Origin of the sequence: Citrobacter sp. MGH104 (assembly GCF_001034485.1) — a bacterium.
Taxonomy (GTDB): domain Bacteria; phylum Pseudomonadota; class Gammaproteobacteria; order Enterobacterales; family Enterobacteriaceae; genus Citrobacter; species Citrobacter freundii.
In genome coordinates this window covers 184180-202060 of sequence record NZ_KQ089818.1, presented here as the reverse complement: position 1 = coordinate 202060, position 17881 = coordinate 184180, and the positions used below count along the sequence as shown (strand labels likewise).

The 17881-nt window shown below is 51.1% G+C and carries 17 protein-coding genes; 13 read left to right on the top strand and 4 right to left on the bottom strand.

Annotated features, from left to right (window positions below; all coding sequences use genetic code 11):
* Position 1 precedes the first annotated feature (1 nt).
* From SK34_RS00895 to SK34_RS00870, 6 genes are all read left to right on the top strand, one after another.
* Positions 2-790, top strand: coding sequence for a 3-dehydro-D-guloside 4-epimerase (locus tag SK34_RS00895; protein ID WP_048232121.1), 789 nt, complete (start codon positions 2-4; stop codon positions 788-790).
* A gap of 10 nt (positions 791-800) precedes the next feature.
* The gene (locus SK34_RS00890; RefSeq protein WP_048232119.1) at positions 801-1856 is read left to right on the top strand and encodes a D-glucoside 3-dehydrogenase; all 1056 of its coding nucleotides are present in this window, start codon (positions 801-803) and stop codon (positions 1854-1856) included.
* The gene (locus SK34_RS00885; protein WP_146252128.1) at positions 1853-4129 is read left to right on the top strand and encodes a glycoside hydrolase family 65 protein; all 2277 of its coding nucleotides are present in this window, start codon (positions 1853-1855) and stop codon (positions 4127-4129) included. The genes SK34_RS00890 and SK34_RS00885 overlap by 4 nt, the downstream gene beginning before the upstream one ends.
* Entirely contained in the window at positions 4126-4794 is a 669-nt protein-coding gene (pgmB, locus tag SK34_RS00880; protein WP_016150319.1) for a beta-phosphoglucomutase, read from the top strand. Before SK34_RS00885 ends, pgmB begins: the two co-directional genes overlap by 4 nt.
* A gap of 10 nt (positions 4795-4804) precedes the next feature.
* Positions 4805-5887, top strand: a complete 1083-nt coding sequence (locus SK34_RS00875; protein ID WP_016150318.1) for an ABC transporter ATP-binding protein — start codon at positions 4805-4807, stop codon at positions 5885-5887.
* A 67-nt stretch (positions 5888-5954) separates the two neighbouring features.
* Positions 5955-6860, top strand: coding sequence for an OmpG family monomeric porin (locus SK34_RS00870; protein WP_016150317.1), 906 nt, complete (start codon positions 5955-5957; stop codon positions 6858-6860).
* Between the two features lie 32 nt (positions 6861-6892).
* Here SK34_RS00870 and SK34_RS00865 read toward each other — a convergent pair whose 3' ends face one another.
* Positions 6893-7903, bottom strand: a complete 1011-nt coding sequence (locus SK34_RS00865) for a LacI family DNA-binding transcriptional regulator (RefSeq protein WP_016150316.1) — start codon at positions 7901-7903, stop codon at positions 6893-6895.
* 228 nt (positions 7904-8131) lie between these two features.
* On the opposite strand from SK34_RS00865, the gene pspE reads away from it, so the two are divergent.
* The 4 genes from pspE (at position 8132) to tyrR (ending at position 12739) form a co-directional block, all read left to right on the top strand.
* A complete protein-coding gene (pspE, locus tag SK34_RS00860) occupies positions 8132-8449 on the top strand; it encodes a thiosulfate sulfurtransferase PspE (protein ID WP_048232117.1) in 318 nt (105 codons plus the stop codon).
* Between the two features lie 142 nt (positions 8450-8591).
* Positions 8592-9989 (top strand): YcjX family GTP-binding protein, encoded by a 1398-nt coding sequence (locus tag SK34_RS00855; RefSeq protein ID WP_044700128.1) that lies wholly within the window; start codon positions 8592-8594, stop codon positions 9987-9989.
* The gene (locus SK34_RS00850; RefSeq protein WP_048232116.1) at positions 9986-11047 is read left to right on the top strand and encodes a YcjF family protein; all 1062 of its coding nucleotides are present in this window, start codon (positions 9986-9988) and stop codon (positions 11045-11047) included. Before SK34_RS00855 ends, SK34_RS00850 begins: the two co-directional genes overlap by 4 nt.
* 147 nt (positions 11048-11194) lie before the next feature.
* Positions 11195-12739 carry a transcriptional regulator TyrR gene (tyrR, locus tag SK34_RS00845; protein WP_032935606.1) on the top strand — a complete coding sequence of 515 codons (1545 nt, stop codon included), beginning with the start codon at positions 11195-11197 and terminating at the stop codon, positions 12737-12739.
* 53 nt (positions 12740-12792) lie between these two features.
* Here tyrR and tpx read toward each other — a convergent pair whose 3' ends face one another.
* On the bottom strand, positions 12793-13299 hold the full coding sequence (tpx, locus tag SK34_RS00840; protein WP_003020437.1) for a thiol peroxidase: 507 nt from the start codon (positions 13297-13299) through the stop codon (positions 12793-12795).
* Between the two features lie 115 nt (positions 13300-13414).
* On the opposite strand from tpx, the gene ycjG reads away from it, so the two are divergent.
* A complete protein-coding gene (gene ycjG, locus SK34_RS00835) occupies positions 13415-14380 on the top strand; it encodes an L-Ala-D/L-Glu epimerase (RefSeq protein ID WP_046670753.1) in 966 nt (321 codons plus the stop codon).
* Here ycjG and mpaA read toward each other — a convergent pair.
* Positions 14355-15083: a murein tripeptide amidase MpaA gene (gene mpaA, locus SK34_RS00830; RefSeq protein ID WP_003840786.1), complete on the bottom strand. Its 729-nt coding sequence runs from the start codon at positions 15081-15083 to the stop codon at positions 14355-14357. The two genes, ycjG and mpaA, sit on opposite strands and share 26 nt — an antisense overlap.
* 184 nt (positions 15084-15267) lie before the next feature.
* Here mpaA and mppA point away from each other — a divergent pair, with 184 nt between their 5' ends.
* Entirely contained in the window at positions 15268-16881 is a 1614-nt protein-coding gene (gene mppA / locus SK34_RS00825; protein ID WP_003840789.1) for a murein tripeptide ABC transporter substrate-binding protein MppA, read from the top strand.
* Positions 16882-16918: 37 nt separating this feature from the next.
* On the opposite strand, the gene SK34_RS00820 is transcribed toward mppA, so the two are convergent.
* Entirely contained in the window at positions 16919-17482 is a 564-nt protein-coding gene (locus SK34_RS00820; RefSeq protein WP_044700109.1) for a MarR family winged helix-turn-helix transcriptional regulator, read from the bottom strand.
* Between the two features lie 114 nt (positions 17483-17596).
* On the opposite strand from SK34_RS00820, the gene SK34_RS00815 reads away from it, so the two are divergent.
* A complete protein-coding gene (locus SK34_RS00815; RefSeq protein WP_003843952.1) occupies positions 17597-17827 on the top strand; it encodes a glutaredoxin family protein in 231 nt (76 codons plus the stop codon).
* Positions 17828-17881: the final 54 nt, after the last annotated feature.

Here is a 17881-nt window from a genome sequence, read left to right as displayed (position 1 = left end):
GATGAAAATTGGAACACAGAATCAGGCTTTTTTCCCGGAAAATATTCTCGAGAAATTCCTTTATATCAAAGAGATGGGGTTTGACGGTTTTGAAATTGACGGTAAGTTGCTGGTCAATAACCTTGATGAAGTAAAAGCGGCGATAAAAGAAACAGGTTTGCCTGTTACCACTGCCTGTGGAGGATATGACGGTTGGATCGGTGATTTTATCGAAGAGCGTCGTTTAAACGGGTTGCAGCAGATTACCCGCATTCTCGAAGCGCTGGCCGAAGTCGGCGGACAAGGCATTATTGTACCTGCTGCATGGGGCATGTTTACCTTCCGCCTACCGCCGATGACCTCTCCACGTAGCCAGGAAGGCGATCGTAAAGCTATCAGCGATTCATTGATTTATCTTGATAAAGTTGCCCATCGTACGGGGACGGTGGTGTATCTGGAACCGCTCAATCGCTATCAGGATCATATGATCAACACCCTGGCGGATGCCCGCCGCTATATCGTGGAAAACAACCTGAAGCATGTGCAAATCATTGGTGATTTTTACCATATGAATATCGAAGAAGACGATATGGCACAGGCGCTGCACGACAATCGCGATCTGCTGGGTCACGTCCATATTGCAGATAATCATCGTTATCAGCCGGGGAGCGGTACGCTGGATTTCACGGCGCTGTTTGATCAACTGCGTGAAGATAATTATCAGGGTTACGTCGTGTACGAAGGACGCGTACGGGCAGAGAACCTGCCGGAAGCGTATCGTCAGTCACTGACCTGGCTGCGTACTTGCTAAGAGGATTTCCGTGAAAAGTGCACTGACAAGCGCTCCGTTACGTGTCGCCATTATTGGCGCCGGGCAGGTGGCGGATAAAGTCCATGCTTCGTACTACTGCACCCGCAACGATCTGGAACTGGTGGCTGTCTGCGACAGTCGCCTGTCACAGGCGCGGCTGTTTGCAGAAAAATACGGTAATCCGCAGGTTTGGGACGATCCCCAGACGATGTTACGCGAAGCTAAGCCAGATATCGTCAGCATCTGCTCGCCCAATCGTTTTCATTATGAACACACCATGTTGGCGTTGAACGCTGGATGCCATGTGATGTGCGAGAAACCTCCGGCAATGACGCCAGACGAGGCGCTGGAGATGTGCAAAACGGCGCGTCGGGTGGGAAAAGTACTGGCTTATGATTTTCATCATCGTTTTGCGCTGGATACGCAACTGCTTCGTGAGCAGGTGATGGCTGGTGTTCTGGGTGAAATCTATGTCACCAATGTCCGCGCTTTGCGCCGCTGCGGCGTGCCCGGCTGGGGAGTGTTTACCAACAAAGAACTGCAGGGCGGCGGGCCGCTGATTGATCTCGGTATTCATATGCTTGATGCCGCCATGTATGTGCTGGGGTTCCCGGCGGTAAAGCGTGTTAACGCGCACAGCTATCAACGCATTGGCACGATTAAAAACAGCGGTCAGTTTGGGAAATGGGATCCCACTACATATACCGTGGAGGATTCTTTGTTCGGTACGATTGAATTTCATAACGGCGGTATCCTGCGCCTGGAAACCTCTTTCGCGCTGAATATTCCTGAACAATCGATTATGAACGTTAATTTCTGCGGCGATTTGGCGGGGGCGACGTTATTCCCGGCCCAGGTTTACACCGACCGTGATGGTACGCTTGACGTGCTGCTTGCGCGCGAGATGGCTGATGACAACCGTCATTATCGCAGCATGGAAGCCTTCGTTAACCATGTCCAGGGCGAGCCTGTCACTATTGCTGACGCAGAGCAGGGCGTCGTTATTCAACAACTGGTTGCCGCACTGTACCAATCGGCTGAAACAGGGACCTACGTAGACTTATGACGAAGCCAGTAATGCTAACTGAACCGGCTTTTTGCCCACACAGCCTGAATAAATATGCGTCACTCATGACGACCGGTAACGGGTATATGGGAATTCGCGCCAGCCACGAGGAAGCTTACACCTTACAGACTCGTGGCATGTATCTGGCTGGGTTGTATCACCGTGCGGGTAAAGGCGAAATTAATGAACTGGTTAATCTACCCGATGTAGTCGGAGTGGAGATCACGCTTAATGGCGAGATTTTCTCGCTAACCAGCGGCGTGATTGAAAGCTGGCATCGCGAACTGGATTTTGCCAGCGGGGAATTGCGCCGTGCGCTTATCTGGCATGCGCCTGGCGGGGCGCGTTTCGCTATTGAGAGTCGGCGGTTTGTCTCAGCACAGAAGCTGCCGCTGTTTGCTATGGAAGTGGTCGTAACGCCACTGGATGCCGATGCCAGCATTGGTATCTCAACCGGTATTGATGCCACGATCACCAATCATGGTCGTCAGCATCTGGATGAAACACAGATTAGAGTATTTGGTCAGCATCTTCTGCAGGGCATTTACACAACCCAGGACAATCGCAACGATATCGCGATCACCTCATATTGTGACGTCGACGGCGCAGCGCAGCGCTGCTTCACCGCGAAAGAACGTCGGTTGTTACAACACAACACCGTGCAGGCGCAAGCCGGGCAGCGCGTCACGCTGACGAAAATGAGTTGGGTTGACTGGACGAGCGAACGCAACCTGTCGCTTGAGACCTGGGGACGCCAGTCGCTGCGTAACATTGAAGCATGCGCGCAACAGGGATATGACGCTCTGTTGGCTGAGTCGAGCGCCAACTGGCATGCCTGGTGGCAAACTCGTCGCGTTCAGGTTACCAGCTCTGATATTAGCGATCAGCGCGCGCTGGACTATGCCCTCTATCATCTGCGTGTGATGACCCCAGACCATGATGAGCGCAGCAGTATTGCGGCCAAAGGTCTGACGGGGGAAGGGTATAAAGGCCACATCTTCTGGGATACTGAGGTCTTTTTGTTACCGTTTCACTTGTTTACCGAACCGAAAACCGCGAGAGGTCTATTGCGTTACCGCTGGCATAATTTGCCGGGCGCGCGTGAGAAAGCCCGCCGTAACGGTTGGCAGGGCGCGTTGTTCCCGTGGGAAAGCGCTCGCAGCGGTGATGAGGAAACGCCTGAATTCGCGGCGATCAACATCCGTACCGGGCTGCGGCAAAAAGTGGCCTCCGCACAGGCTGAACATCACCTCGTGGCGGATGTTGCCTGGGCGGTAATCAATTACTGGCATGCCACAGGGGATCTAAACTTCATGACCCGTGAGGGCATGACGCTACTGCTGGAAACGGCGAAGTTCTGGATTAGCAGGGCTGTCATGGTCAACGATCGTTTAGAGATCCACGATGTGATTGGCCCGGATGAATACACTGAGCATGTGAACAACAATGCGTTCACCAACTACATGGCCAGGTACAACGTAGAGCAGGCGCTGGGTTTTGCCCGTCGGTTGGGCTGTGGCGATGACACGTTTATTCATCGCGCAGAGCATTTTTTACAGTATCTCTGGCGACCGGAAGTGCAGCCCGATGGCGTGCTTCCTCAGGATGATACCTTCCTGAACAAACCGGTTATCGATCTGTCGCAGTACAAAGCCAAAGCGGGCAAGCAGACCATTTTGCTCGATTACTCCCGTGCAGAAGTCAATGAGATGCAAATTCTCAAACAGGCTGATGTCGTGATGCTGACCTACATGTTGCCGGAGCAATTTAGCCCGCAAACCTGTCTGGCTAACCTGCGTTATTACGAGCCACGTACGATTCACGACTCCTCTTTGAGTAAGGCGATTCACGGGATTGTGGCTGCGCGTTGTGGTGATTCGGCTCAGGGGTATCGGTTTTGGCGCGAAGGTTCGCTAATCGATCTCGGGGATGACCCGCACAGCTGCGATGATGGTATTCATGCGGCGGCAACGGGCGCAATCTGGTTGGGCGCTATCCAGGGATTTGCCGGAGTGAATGTTCGCCATGGGGAGTTACATCTTGCCCCTGCATTACCGGAACATTGGCAAACACTGTCTTTCCCACTGCGCTGGCAGGGTATCGATTTGCAGGTAACCATCAATGCAACTGAAATCCGTATTAACAGCGCCGAGCAGATTACTCTTTGGGTAAAAGGGGAAAAGATCTCTGTTCAGGGGGAGATAGTTATCTGCAATGACGCCATTATTTCGCCCACTTATGGGACCGCTACCACGAAAGGGGATGATGAATGATCCTCAAACCACAGGCCATCATTTTTGATTTAGATGGCGTGATTACCGACACTGCACATCTGCATTTTCTCGCCTGGCGGCAGGTAGCCGGTGAAATAGGGATTGCGATTAACGAGGCATTTAATGACAGCCTGAAAGGGATTAGTCGCGGCGAATCGCTACAGCGTATTTTGCAATATGGCGGGAAAGCGGGAGAGTTTACACCTGAGGTTTGCGCACAATTGGCCGAGAGAAAAAACAGACTGTATGTCCATTCTTTGCGCCAGTTGACGGTGAACTCGGTATTGCCGGGAATACGTGAGCTGCTGATGACGTTGCGGGAAGAGCGGATTCCGGTGGGGCTGGCCTCTGTGTCGCTCAATGCCCCTGCGATTTTACAAGCGCTTGATCTTAAATCTTATTTTGATTTCTGTGCGGATGCCGCGCTAATTTCTCGCTCGAAACCGGATCCGGAGATTTTTCTGGCAGCCTGTGCCGGCCTTGGCGCTGACCCGCAGCAGTGTATTGGCATAGAAGATGCTCAGGCGGGTATTGATGCGATCAACGCCTGCGGCATGCTCTCTGTTGGCATTGGTACGGGGCTGAACGGAGCAAGCTTGCAACTTCCTTCAACCGAATTTCTGACGTGGCCGTGCTTATCGGCTCTCTGGCAACACGACAAGTAAAGGATTCAACATGGCACAGCTTTCGTTGCAACACATTCAAAAAATTTACGACAACCAGGTACACGTTGTTAAAGACTTCAATCTGGAAATTGAAGACAAAGAGTTTATTGTTTTTGTTGGCCCTTCAGGCTGTGGGAAATCAACGACGTTGCGCATGATCGCCGGTCTGGAGGAGATCAGCGGTGGCGATCTGCTGATTGACGGTAAACGGATGAACGATGTGCCGGCGAAATCGCGCAACATTGCGATGGTCTTTCAGAACTACGCGTTGTACCCGCACATGACAGTCTATGACAACATGGCGTTTGGCCTGAAAATGCAGAAAATTGCCCCTGCCGTGATTGAGGAACGTGTCAACTGGGCGGCGCAAATCCTTGGCCTGCGCGATTATCTGCAACGTAAACCGGGTGCGTTATCCGGTGGTCAGCGTCAACGTGTGGCACTGGGGCGTGCGATTGTTCGTGAGGCAGGGGTCTTCCTGATGGATGAACCCTTATCGAATCTCGATGCCAAACTTCGCGTACAGATGCGGGCAGAAATAAGCAAGCTGCATCAGAAACTCAATACCACCATGATATATGTTACCCACGATCAAACAGAAGCCATGACGATGGCGACGCGTATTGTGATTATGAAGGATGGTATTGTTCAGCAGGTTGGTGCGCCGAAAACAGTTTATAACCACCCAGCAAATATGTTTGTCGCAGGATTTATTGGCTCACCGGCCATGAACTTTATTCGTGGCGCGATTGACGGTGATAAGTTTGTTACTGAAACACTAAAATTAACGATTCCAGAGAATAAATTAGCACAATTAAAAGAACAGGGTTATGAACATCAGGCGGTCACGCTGGGAATTCGCCCTGAAGATATACTTCCGCAGCTTAATAATGAAAATAGTGTACCGGCAAAAATTAGCGTTGCAGAATTAACTGGCGCTGAATTTATGCTTTATACCATTGTTGGGGGGCATGAGTTAGTGGTCCGTGCTGGGGCAGTGAATGATTATCACGCAGGAGAAAACATCACTATTCATTTTGATATGGCGAAATGCCATTTCTTTGATACTGAAACTGAAGTGGCTATTCAATAAAATTCCGGGGGATAATAATCCCCCGCGCCTTGGGGCATTTTTGCGAGTATTTTAACAAGGAATAATAATGAAAACCCTACTGTCCGCGACTGCGCTGATTATGAGCGCAGGAATGGCCTGCGCGCAGGCTGCTGAAAAGAATGACTGGCACTTTAATATCGGTGCTATGTACGAAATAGAAAACGTTGAAGGTCAGGGCGAAGATATGGATGGACTGGCTGAGCCGTCCGTCTATTTTAATGCGTCCAATGGGCCGTGGAAAATATCGCTGGCCTATTACCAGGAAGGACCGGTTGATTACAGCGAGGGCAAGCGCGGTACATGGTTTGACCGCCCTGAACTGGAAGTCCGCTATCAATTCCTTGAAAGCGAGAATGTTAATTTCGGTCTGACCGGTGGCTTTCGTAATTACGGTTATCACTATGTCAATGAACCCGGAAAAGATACAGCTAATATGCAGCGCTGGAAAGTGCAGCCAGATTGGGATGTTAAACTTACCGATGATCTGCGCTTTAGCGGCTGGTTTGCGATGTATCAATTCGTTAATGATTTGAGCACCACCGGCTACTCTGATAGCCGCGTCGAAAGTGAGAGCGGGTTGAATTATACGTTTAACAAAACAGTAGGGTTAACGGTCAACTATTACCTTGAACGCGGCTTTAATCTGGCAGATTCGCGTAATAATGGTGAGTTCTCAACCCAGGAAATTCGTGCTTATCTGCCTCTGTCCTTCGGCAATACAACCCTGACGCCGTATACCCGTATCGGGCTTGATCGCTGGTCAAACTGGGACTGGCAGGATGATCCTGAACGCGAAGGCCATAATTTCAATCGCCTCGGTTTATTGTATGCGTATGATTTCCAGAACGGTTTATCAATGTCTCTGGAGTATGCTTATGAATGGGAAGATCATGACGAAGGTGAAAGCGACAGGTTCCATTATGCTGGCATAGGCGTGAACTACGCATTCTAAAAATGAACAGGGGCATTATTATGCCCCTGTTTTTACACCAGTGAGTCCGCCAATGATATTTGCGTTCTCACCGTGATATTCTGTAATCCTTTTTCACCTGCAATCAGATTAAATAATAAATTACAACTTTGTTCACCCAACTGCTGAGTAGGTACATCAATTCCACCAGGAACTGGTGTGAGCATAAAAGAAAGTAGCTCATTACTATAGCCTACAACGGCAAGTTGCTTTGGAATGGAAATGTTTTTCTCGGCCGCTACGCGATATAAACTCATTAACTTCAAGCTGTCTGTCGCAAATACGGCATCGGGTAACGGTTGCTGACTAAGTAATTTTCGAGAAGCAAGTAGGGCGGTTTCATGAGTATACCCCCCGTCAATAACCCACTCATCGCGCATTTTAATATTATGTGCCTGAAGGCTGGATTTATAACCGTTAACGCGATCGATAGAAACATGAACGTCAAGCGGTGCATGCAAACAGGCTATATTACGGTGGCCACTCTCAATCAGCGCATTTGTCAGCGTAATACTGTCGCGATAATTATCGGTGTCTACAGAATAGACATTAGTGTAGTCACCTTCAACCTTCCCGATAACCACAACCGGGACGTTGTATTTATCCAACCGAGCAAAAAATGATTCATCGGCAGGAGAGCTCAGCATAATGATCCCTTTGATCAACTTCTGCTTAATTTTGCTCTCACATTTTTGTAAATCATCTTCGGTGCTTCGCGACGTCTGCAATATGACATCAAAACCGACTTCTTCAGCCTTGGCAGTAATTGCATGCAATACTTCAGAGAAAAACGGATTACCGGCAGTTGTTTTTGCAGAACGGGTAGATATCACCATTATTGCATCAAATCCGGAAGAGGTAAGCGCGCGAGCTAGTTTATTAGGCTGATACTGTAACTCATCAATTGCGCGCAGCACCTTTTCAAGCGCCTCCGGCGAGATGTTGGTTTGCTTATTAAGCACGCGCGATACCGTGGATTTTGATACGCCAGCGGCTCGTGCAATATCATAAATGGTAGGAGACATAGATCCCAAGCTCCGTCCGAGAGTCAATGGCGGACATATTATGGAGTTAAGTGGCGAATGACAACAATCTCGGAATGCGAGTTGGAAAATCAAAAGGCTAACCGCACTATGTGCGTGCTGAGGAACAATCGTCCACGGGTGCGGACGGTGATAATGCGGTCGCAATATTTTCTTAAGAACTGGCGTATAGTGTAAGGGTTAAATCCAACTATCAGTCAGGAAGATATTATGTTGAAGAAAAGCGTATTAGCGTTGGCACTGGTTATTGGCATGCCGGTTTATGCTGCCGAGCACTGGATTGATGTTCGCGTTCCTGAACAGTACCAACAGCAGCATATTCAGGGGGCTGTCAACATCCCGTTAAAAGAGATCAAGGCGCGTATCGTAACTGAAGTTCCAGATAAGAACGATACCGTGAAGCTCTATTGCAACTCCGGGCGTCAATCAGGGCAGGTGAAAGATATGCTGACTGAAATGGGCTACACGCAGGTGTCCAACGAAGGTGGCATCAATCAGATAGCGCTTCCTAAAGTAGAGAATAAATAAACCGCCCACATTCATTCTGCTACAGGCGGTAAGAATAATGCCGCCTGATACAGCTCAGGTAGTTGATAAGTAAGAATTGACCCCTATCTTTACTTCCTGTTTGTTATAATTTCTTCGGTTCCTTCAGCAAAACGGGATGGCGATGAAGCGACTTAAAAATGAATTCAATTCGCTGGTTAATCGCGGCGTAGACCGGCATTTACGCCTGGCTGTCACCGGACTTAGCCGGAGCGGTAAAACGGCGTTTATCACCGCAATGGTAAATCAGTTACTCAATATTCATGCCGGTGCGCGTTTGCCGTTGCTCAGTTGCGTGCGCGAAGAGCGTCTGCTTGGCGTGAAACGGGTTCCACAACGCGACTTTGGTATTCCGCGCTTTACCTATGATGAAGGACTGGCGCAGCTGTATGGCTCTCCGCCGACCTGGCCGACACCAACGCGCGGTGTGAGTGAAATTCGTCTGGCGCTGCGTTACAAGTCTAATGACTCATTACTGCGCCACTTTAAAGACACCTCCACGCTGTACCTGGAAATCGTCGATTATCCGGGGGAGTGGCTACTCGATTTACCGATGCTGGCCCAGGATTATTTGAGCTGGTCGCGGCAAATGACCGGATTATTACAGGGGCAGCGTGGCGAATGGTCGGCAAAATGGCGGCAGTTAAGCCACGGGCTGGATCCACTGGCACCTGCTGACGAAAACCGTCTGGCGGAAATTGCTGCTGCCTGGACGGAGTATCTGCATCAATGCAAGCAGCAGGGACTGCACTTTATTCAGCCGGGCCGTTTTGTTCTGCCAGGAGATATGGCGGGCGCGCCTGCGTTGCAATTCTTCCCGTGGCCGGACGTTGATGCCTGGGGAGAATCGAAGCTGGCGCAGGCAGATAAACACACCAATGCGGGCATGCTGCGCGACAGGTTTAATTACTACTGTGAAAAAGTCGTGAAGGGATTTTATAAGAATCACTTCCTGCGCTTTGATCGTCAGATTGTGCTGGTCGATTGCCTGCAACCGCTCAACAGCGGGCCACAGGCGTTTAACGACATGCGTCTGGCGCTGACCCAACTGATGCAAAGTTTCCATTATGGACAGCGCACGCTGTTTCGTCGGCTGTTTTCTCCGGTGATCGACAAACTGCTGTTTGCCGCCACCAAAGCTGACCATGTCACGGTCGATCAGCACGCCAATATGGTGTCGCTTTTACAGCAGTTGATCCAGGATGCCTGGCAAAACGCTGCGTTCGAAGGCATCAGCATGGATTGTCTTGGACTGGCATCGGTGCAGGCAACCACCAGCGGCCTGATCGATGTGAAGGGTGAAAAGATCCCCGCGCTGCGTGGTAATCGTCTGAGCGATGGCGAACCGCTAACCGTTTATCCGGGGGAAGTGCCCGCGCGTTTACCTGGACAAGCGTTTTGGGACAGCCAGGGCTTCCAGTTTGAGGCATTTCGCCCGCAGGTGATGGATGTCGATAAGCCCTTACCGCATATTCGTCTTGATGCCGCGCTGGAGTTTTTAATAGGAGATAAATTGCGATGAGCGAGCCGTTAAAACCGCGTATCGATTTTTCAGGTCCGCTGGATGTGGAACAAAATGCGGCGTTTAAAGCGCAGCAGATGTTTAACGAAACGGAGGCGCAGACTTTTTCTCCGGCGACAGTGGATGAACCACTGGAAGACGAAGGTCAGGCAGAAGCCGTTATTGATGCGGCCCTTCGCCCTAAACGTAGTCTGTGGCGTAAGATGGTGATGGGTGGCCTGGCGCTGTTTGGCGTGAGCGTTGTCGCTCAGGGTGTGCAGTGGACCATGAATGCCTGGCAGACTCAGGATTGGGTCGCGCTGGGAGGATGTGCCGCAGGCGCATTGATTATCGGTGCAGGGGTTGGATCAGTGGCGACCGAATGGCGTCGGCTATGGCGATTGCGTCAGCGCGCGCACGAGCGCGATGAAGCGCGAGATCTGCTCCACAGCCATGGAACCGGAAAAGGCCGTGCATTTTGTGAAAAGCTGGCGCAGCAGGCGGGCATCGATCAGTCTCATCCGGCATTGCAGCGCTGGTATGCCTCAATTCATGAAACGCAGAACGATCGTGAAGTGGTTAGTCTGTACGCCCATCTGGTGCAGCCGGTGCTGGATGCGCAAGCCCGGCGTGAGATTAGCCGTTCAGCGGCAGAATCCACACTGATGATTGCCGTCAGTCCGCTGGCGCTGGTGGATATGGCGTTTATCGCCTGGCGCAATCTGCGGCTGATTAATCGTATTGCTTCTCTGTATGGCATTGAGCTGGGTTATTACAGCCGCCTGCGTTTGTTCCGTCTGGTGCTGTTGAATATCGCTTTTGCCGGGGCCAGTGAACTGGTGCGGGAAGTAGGAATGGACTGGATGTCGCAGGATTTAGCCGCCCGCTTATCAACGCGTGCAGCTCAGGGCATTGGCGCGGGCTTATTAACGGCGCGTTTGGGTATCAAAGCCATGGAACTATGCCGACCGCTACCGTGGATCGATGATGATAAGCCACGGCTGGGCGATTTCCGCCGCCAACTGATTGGTCAGATGAAAGAGACCTTACAAAAGAATAAATCTCCGCGCGAAAGTTAACTATAAAACAGGCGCCGATCGTTTAACTTTACGCTCCGGCGCCCAATTTTCCAGCTCGCTGTCAATATTTGTTGACAGAGTTCTTCCTGCAAACCAAATACTGGCTTATCATTTAACACATAATCCCTTGTCCAGGTGAAGGTTCCTATGCGTTTGGAAGTCTTTTGTGAAGACCGTCTTGGTCTGACCCGCGAACTGCTCGATTTACTGGTGCTGAGAAGCATTGATTTACGCGGTATCGAGATTGACCCCATCGGGCGAATTTACCTTAATTTTGCGGAGCTGGAGTTCACCAACTTCAGCAGTCTGATGGCTGAAATCCGCCGTATATCAGGCGTTACGGATGTGCGTACTGTACCCTGGATGCCTTCAGAGCGTGAACATCTTGCGCTGAGCGCGCTGCTTGAGGCGCTACCAGAACCGGTCCTTTCTCTGGATATGAAAAGCAAAATCGAGATGGCGAATCCTGCGAGCTGTCAGCTTTTCGCCCACAGTCAGGAACGGATGCGCAATCATACCGCTGCCCAGTTAATCAATGGGTTTAACTTCCAGCGCTGGCTGGAAAGCAATCCGCAGGATTCCCATAGCGAACATGTCGTGATTAACGGACAGAATTTCCTGATGGAAATTACGCCTGTCCATTTGCAGGGCGAAAATCAGGAGCAGATGCTGACCGGTGCGGTGGTGATGTTGCGCTCCACTATCCGAATGGGACGCCAGCTGCAAAATATGACTACGCAGGATCTCAGCGCGTTTAGCCAGATTATTGCCGTCAGCGCCAAAATGAAACATGTGGTGGAACAGGCGCGTAAGCTGGCGACGTTGAGCGCGCCGCTGCTGATTACCGGTAATACCGGCACCGGCAAAGATCTCTTTGCTCATGCCTGCCACCTGGCAAGTCCGCGTGCGTCAAAACCGTATCTGGCGCTGAACTGCGCGTCAATTCCTGAAGATGCGGTTGAAAGCGAGCTGTTTGGCCATGCGCCGGAAGGTAAAAAAGGCTTCTTTGAGCAGGCGAATGGCGGTTCGGTTCTGTTAGATGAAATTGGCGAAATGTCGCCGCGTATGCAGACCAAATTGCTGCGTTTTCTCAATGACGGCACGTTCCGTCGTGTGGGAGAAGATCACGAAGTTCATGTTGATGTTCGCGTGATTTGCGCAACGCAAAAGAACCTTGTGGAACTGGTGCAGAAAGGACTTTTCCGTGAAGACCTCTATTATCGTCTGAATGTACTAACGCTAAACCTGCCGCCGCTGCGCGATTGCCCACAAGATATTATGCCGCTTACCGAACTGTTTGTGGCGCGTTTTGCCGACGAGCAGGGCGTGCCGCGTCCGAAACTGTCCGCAGATCTCAGCACGGTACTAACTCGTTATGGTTGGCCGGGCAACGTGCGTCAGCTTAAAAATGCGATCTACCGGGCGCTGACCCAGCTAGAAGGCTATGAGCTGCGACCACAGGATATTTTGCTGCCGGATTACGATGCGGCAACGGTTGCTGTCGGAGAAGAGGTGATGGAAGGGTCGCTGGATGAAATCACCAGCCGCTTTGAACGCTCCGTGTTGACGCAGCTGTATATGAATTATCCCAGCACGCGCAAGCTGGCCAAGCGCCTAGGTGTTTCGCATACTGCGATTGCTAACAAATTGCGTGAGTATGGACTGAGCCAGCAGAAAAAAAGCGAAGAGTAATGCCGTAAATGAAAATGCCTCCATGCGGAGGCATTTTTGTATGCAGACGCAGCTTACGCTTTCAGTACGTCCAGCGCAGCGGTGTAGTCTGGTTCGTTGGTGATTTCATTGACCAACTGGCTGAAAACAACGTTATCATTTTCATCAATAACGACCACGGCACGTGCGGCCAGGCCTTTCAGCGGGCCTTCAGCGATTTCAACACCGTAGTTTTTCAGGAATTCAGCGTTGCGCAGGGTGGACAGCGTGATAACGTTGCTCAGACCTTCCGCGCCGCAAAAACGAGAGTGGGCGAATGGCAGGTCGGCTGAGATGCACAGTACGACGGTATTGTCGATTTCTGTCGCCAGTTGGTTAAACTTACGTACCGATGCCGCGCAAACGCCGGTATCGATGCTTGGGAAAATATTCAGCACTTTGCGCTTGCCTGCGAACTGGCCCAGCGTAACGTCAGACAGGTCTTTAGCCACAAGGGTAAAAGCCTGAGCTTTGCTTCCAGCCTGAGGAATAGAGCCGGCAACTGCAACCGGGTTGCCCTGGAAATGAACGGTTTGTGACATGGTTATCTTCCTGTTTACATATAGTTAACGTCGAGGCTAGTTTATGCCATCAGCAGTTAACACGGCAAACGCTATTTGCGGATATCCGCTTCAGGGACTGCATTAAGGAAAACAAATGAGAACAGTTAAGGTATATGAGGAAGCCTGGCCGCTGCACACTCCCTTTGTCATTGCCCGTGGGAGCCGGACCGAAGCGCATGTGGTGGTTGTCGAAGTGGAAGAAAACGGCGTCACAGGTATTGGCGAGTGCACACCGTACCCGCGCTACGGTGAAAGCGATGCCTCAGTGCTGGCGCAAATTATGAGCATTGCGCCACAACTGGAAAACGGAATGACGCGTGAAGAGCTGCAAAAGCAGCTGCCAGCGGGGGCAGCGCGTAATGCCGTGGATTGCGCGTTGTGGGATCTAAGTTCGCGTCAACAGCAGCAGTCGCTGGCGGAATTGGTGGGAAGTGAGCTGGCGGATGTGGTGACGACGGCGCAAACAGTGGTGATTGGCTCACCGGAACAAATGGCCGCGAGCGCGGCTGCGCTGTGGGAAAATGGCGCGAAATTGCTGAAAGTTAAACTGGATGCTCGCTTGATTAGTGAGCGAATGGTTGCCATTCGTGCGGCTGTTCCTGACGCCACGATTATTGTCGACGCCAACGAATCCTGGCGGGCAGAAGGTCTTGCGGCACGCTGTCAGCTGCTGGCTGATTTAGGGGTTGCGATGCTGGAGCAGCCGCTGCCGGCGCAGGATGATGCCGCGCTGGAGAATTTTGTACATCCGCTACCCATCTGCGCAGATGAAAGCTGCCACACCCGTAGCAGTCTGAAAGCGCTGCACGGACGCTATGAAATGGTCAATATCAAACTGGACAAAACAGGCGGCCTGACGGAAGCGCTCGCGCTGGCAACCGAAGCACGCGAACAGGGATTTGCGCTGATGCTGGGCTGCATGCTGTGTACCTCCCGGGCGATCGGTGCGGCGTTACCGCTTACGCCGCAGGTTAACTTTGCCGATCTTGATGGCCCAACGTGGCTTGCCAGCGATGCGGAGCCAGCCCTGCATTTTACGACCGGGCAGCTCCATCTCTAGGGTGCCAGCGCAGGAGATTGGACATTGCCAGCAGGTATTTTTCGCTCGCTTCATCCGATGAAATGGGCGGAAATTCGGCGGTTATACAGTGTAAGTTTAGGTCTGCGCACCAGCTACCAAAAGAGCCGGGCGTTTCATAACCTACACTGGTGACCAGAGGCAATTCAAACGATTGTGCCAGCCACGCGCCCAGCTCGCTGCTTCTGGGATCTTCAATACAGGCCAGTGGATCGTGAAAAGAGACTACCCAGGCGGGATGAATTCGGTGAATAAGCTGACACAATGCCTGGGTTTCTGGTTCCGAGCCCGGATGATCGCCGGTCAACAACACTACATCACGCTCTTCTGCGCTACTGTTCCAGCGATACACCGTTTCGCCTGCTTTCCAGTTTGCGGCGGGAAAGTTACGATTAAGATCGATGCCGTTCGCATTTGCGCGCAGCCCAAGCTGGCAACCGTCAGGGTTTACGGCTAGCACCACATGATGGCGACGCAGGGAAGGGTTAAGCGTACGCAATGCGCAGGAAAGGGTAACGACCGAGGAGTTTTCGTCGCCGTGCGTTCCCGCCAGTATCAGGCCGCTTTCACGATCGGCTGCCAGTGCAGGAAACCAGATTAGCGGTGCGCCTAACAATGAACGTCCGTAATGTTCGGTTCCAGGTGGGAATGCGCCGCGCTCGGCACGGGGACGGGTAACGGTCATAGTCATCTCTGAATGCTTGGATTGTTACTCGCAGTGTTGTGCAAAATGTATGGATAATCAAATCGTTTTCACACACTTATCTTTTCAGGTGTAATATCACTTTCTTGTCGGAAGTTAATTGCATTTCCTGCTGGCGATACAAATAATTACACATTCACTTAGTAGCCGGAATCGAGGGTATCTTATGCAGCATTCTGTTTCAGTAACCTGTTGTGCGTTGTTGGTTAGCAGCATTTCTTTATCCTGGGCTGCTGATGTTCCCAGCGGAACGGTTCTGGCAGAGAAACAAGAACTAGTGCGTCATATAAAAGACGAACCGGCGTCGCTTGATCCGGCAAAGGCCGTCGGGCTCCCTGAGATTCAGGTAATTCGTGATTTATTTGAAGGGCTGGTCAACCAGAATGAGAAGGGTGAGATCGTACCTGGCGTCGCTACCCAGTGGAAGAGTAACGATAACCGCATCTGGACGTTTACGCTGCGCGACAATGCGCAATGGGCGGATGGTACGCCCGTAACGGCGCAGGATTTTGTCTACAGCTGGCAGCGTCTGGTTGATCCAAAAACGCTGTCGCCGTTTGCCTGGTTTGCTGCGCTGGCGGGTATTAATAATGCTCAGGCTATTATCGATGGCAAAGCCACGCCTGATAAACTTGGCGTTAGTGCTGTCGATGCACGGACATTGAAAGTTCAACTGGATAAACCGCTGCCCTGGTTTGCCAATCTGACGGCGAGTTTTGCATTTTATCCGGTACAAAAAGCCAACGTTGAGAGCGGCAAAGAGTGGACCAAACCGGGTAACCTGATTGGTAACGGCGCCTATGTGCTAAAAAATCGCGTCGTGAACGAAAAGCTGGAAGTTGTCCCGAACACGCATTATTGGGACAACGCCAAAACAGTGCTGCAAAAAGTTACCTTCCTGCCAATTAACCAGGAATCGGCAGCGACCAAGCGCTATCTTGCTGGTGATATTGATATCACGGAATCCTTCCCGAAAAATATGTACCAGAAACTGTTGAAGGATATCCCGGGTCAGGTTTACACCCCGCCGCAGCTTGGTACTTATTATTATGCCTTTAATACCCAGAAGGGACCGACTGCCGATTCACGCGTGCGTCTGGCGCTCAGCATGACTATCGATCGTCGCCTGATGGCGGAGAAGGTGCTGGGTACCGGTGAGAAGCCTGCATGGCATTTTACGCCGGATGTAACGGCAGGATTTGTGCCGGAACCTTCACCGTTTGAGCAAATGAGTCAGGAAGAATTGAATGCGCAGGCGAAAACGCTGCTGCGTGCGGCGGGTTATGGCCCACAGAAACCGCTTAAATTGACGCTGCTGTACAACACCTCAGAAAATCATCAGAAGATTGCTATCGCAGTGGCTTCTATGTGGAAGAAAAACCTCGGTGTTGACGTGAAACTGCAGAACCAGGAATGGAAAACGTATATCGACAGCCGTAATACCGGTAATTTTGATGTGATCCGTGCCTCCTGGGTGGGCGACTACAATGAGCCTTCTACGTTCCTGTCATTATTAACATCGACCCATACGGGCAATATCTCCCGCTTTAATAATCCGGCATACGATAAAGTGTTGACACAGGCTACTCTGGAGAATACAGAAAAAGCGCGCAATGCTGATTATAACGCTGCGGAGAAGATTCTGATGGAACAGGCACCTATTGCGCCGATCTATCAGTACACTAATGGGCGTTTAATTAAACCATGGCTGAAAGGGTATCCGATTACTAACCCTGAAGATGTGGCCTATAGCCGCACAATGTATATCGTTAAGCACTGACAGAGATAATGGCTGGTGTGATTTTGCATCAGCCATTCTACGTTTCCGGCGGTTGATGCTCACGGCAAATCAGCAACGAGTCTTCTTCACTTAATCTCTCTTTCGTCAGATTACAAAATCCCTGGCCGTCAATTTTTTGGTGGAACCGACAGCTATGGCAAAGACCAAAGCCAGGCACATTGTTGGTCCTCTGGATCCCGCGTAACAGTTCTAACAGCAGCTCTCTGAGTACGCTCGCCCGTTCACCCATTGCCGATTCACCCTCCACTAAAAACGTGGGGGGCAGCAGGGCTTCCAGTAAGGTATTGGCCGACTCACTTAAGTGTAGATGGACGCTACGTTTATCACGGTCATCCGGTTTGCGAACAATCAACCCTTTGTTTTCCAACAGCTTCAGCGATTGCGACACGGTACCTTTGGTGAGACCAAGGTAGTCTGTCACGCCAAGCGGCGTATTGGAATAACGGTTACAACGGGCCAGATACATTAACGCACTAAGTTGTACTGGCTGGAGATCCACCAGTAAAGGATGCTGGCGAAACCACATCCGTGTCAGGCTGGAAAGCCGGTCAAGTACGTCGAAAAGTGACATGTCGGGCATAACAAATCCTCCTCGGCATATAGTATCGATTGAAAACTATATTGACAAAGAATAAAAGCAACGTACTATAAATTATAGTATCGAATCGATACTATAATTTAAAGGAGATGTATCATGACTAAAGCTCGTTTCTATCATGCAGGTTGCCCGGTTTGTGTTTCCGCAGAACAAGCTCTTCTGCAGCACTTGTCTGCGGATGTTGAAATCGATGTGGTTCATCTGGGAGAGCATCCTGATCGGGTTGCCGAGGCTGAAGTGGCTGGCGTGAAATCTGTTCCGGCGCTGGTGATTGACGGCAATGTGCTGCATATTAATTTTGGCGCTCCCATTGAAGCGTTGAAATAGCTGGATAGTTCGGGAAGTTGCGTTGGCGATTTCCCGAATATACAAGACGTTGGG

Coding starts and splice junctions, on each gene's coding strand:
- SK34_RS00895 (WP_048232121.1), top strand. CDS start 2: ATGAAAATTGGAACACAGAATCAGGCTTTTTTCCCGGAAAATATTCTC.
- SK34_RS00885 (WP_146252128.1), top strand. CDS start 1,853: ATGACGAAGCCAGTAATGCTAACTGAACCGGCTTTTTGCCCACACAGC.
- pgmB (WP_016150319.1), top strand. CDS start 4,126: ATGATCCTCAAACCACAGGCCATCATTTTTGATTTAGATGGCGTGATT.
- SK34_RS00875 (WP_016150318.1), top strand. CDS start 4,805: ATGGCACAGCTTTCGTTGCAACACATTCAAAAAATTTACGACAACCAG.
- SK34_RS00870 (WP_016150317.1), top strand. CDS start 5,955: ATGAAAACCCTACTGTCCGCGACTGCGCTGATTATGAGCGCAGGAATG.
- SK34_RS00865 (WP_016150316.1), bottom strand. CDS start 7,903: ATGTCTCCTACCATTTATGATATTGCACGAGCCGCTGGCGTATCAAAA.
- pspE (WP_048232117.1), top strand. CDS start 8,132: ATGTTGAAGAAAAGCGTATTAGCGTTGGCACTGGTTATTGGCATGCCG.
- SK34_RS00855 (WP_044700128.1), top strand. CDS start 8,592: ATGAAGCGACTTAAAAATGAATTCAATTCGCTGGTTAATCGCGGCGTA.
- SK34_RS00850 (WP_048232116.1), top strand. CDS start 9,986: ATGAGCGAGCCGTTAAAACCGCGTATCGATTTTTCAGGTCCGCTGGAT.
- tyrR (WP_032935606.1), top strand. CDS start 11,195: ATGCGTTTGGAAGTCTTTTGTGAAGACCGTCTTGGTCTGACCCGCGAA.
- tpx (WP_003020437.1), bottom strand. CDS start 13,299: ATGTCACAAACCGTTCATTTCCAGGGCAACCCGGTTGCAGTTGCCGGC.
- ycjG (WP_046670753.1), top strand. CDS start 13,415: ATGAGAACAGTTAAGGTATATGAGGAAGCCTGGCCGCTGCACACTCCC.
- mpaA (WP_003840786.1), bottom strand. CDS start 15,083: ATGACCGTTACCCGTCCCCGTGCCGAGCGCGGCGCATTCCCACCTGGA.
- mppA (WP_003840789.1), top strand. CDS start 15,268: ATGCAGCATTCTGTTTCAGTAACCTGTTGTGCGTTGTTGGTTAGCAGC.
- SK34_RS00820 (WP_044700109.1), bottom strand. CDS start 17,482: ATGCCCGACATGTCACTTTTCGACGTACTTGACCGGCTTTCCAGCCTG.
- SK34_RS00815 (WP_003843952.1), top strand. CDS start 17,597: ATGACTAAAGCTCGTTTCTATCATGCAGGTTGCCCGGTTTGTGTTTCC.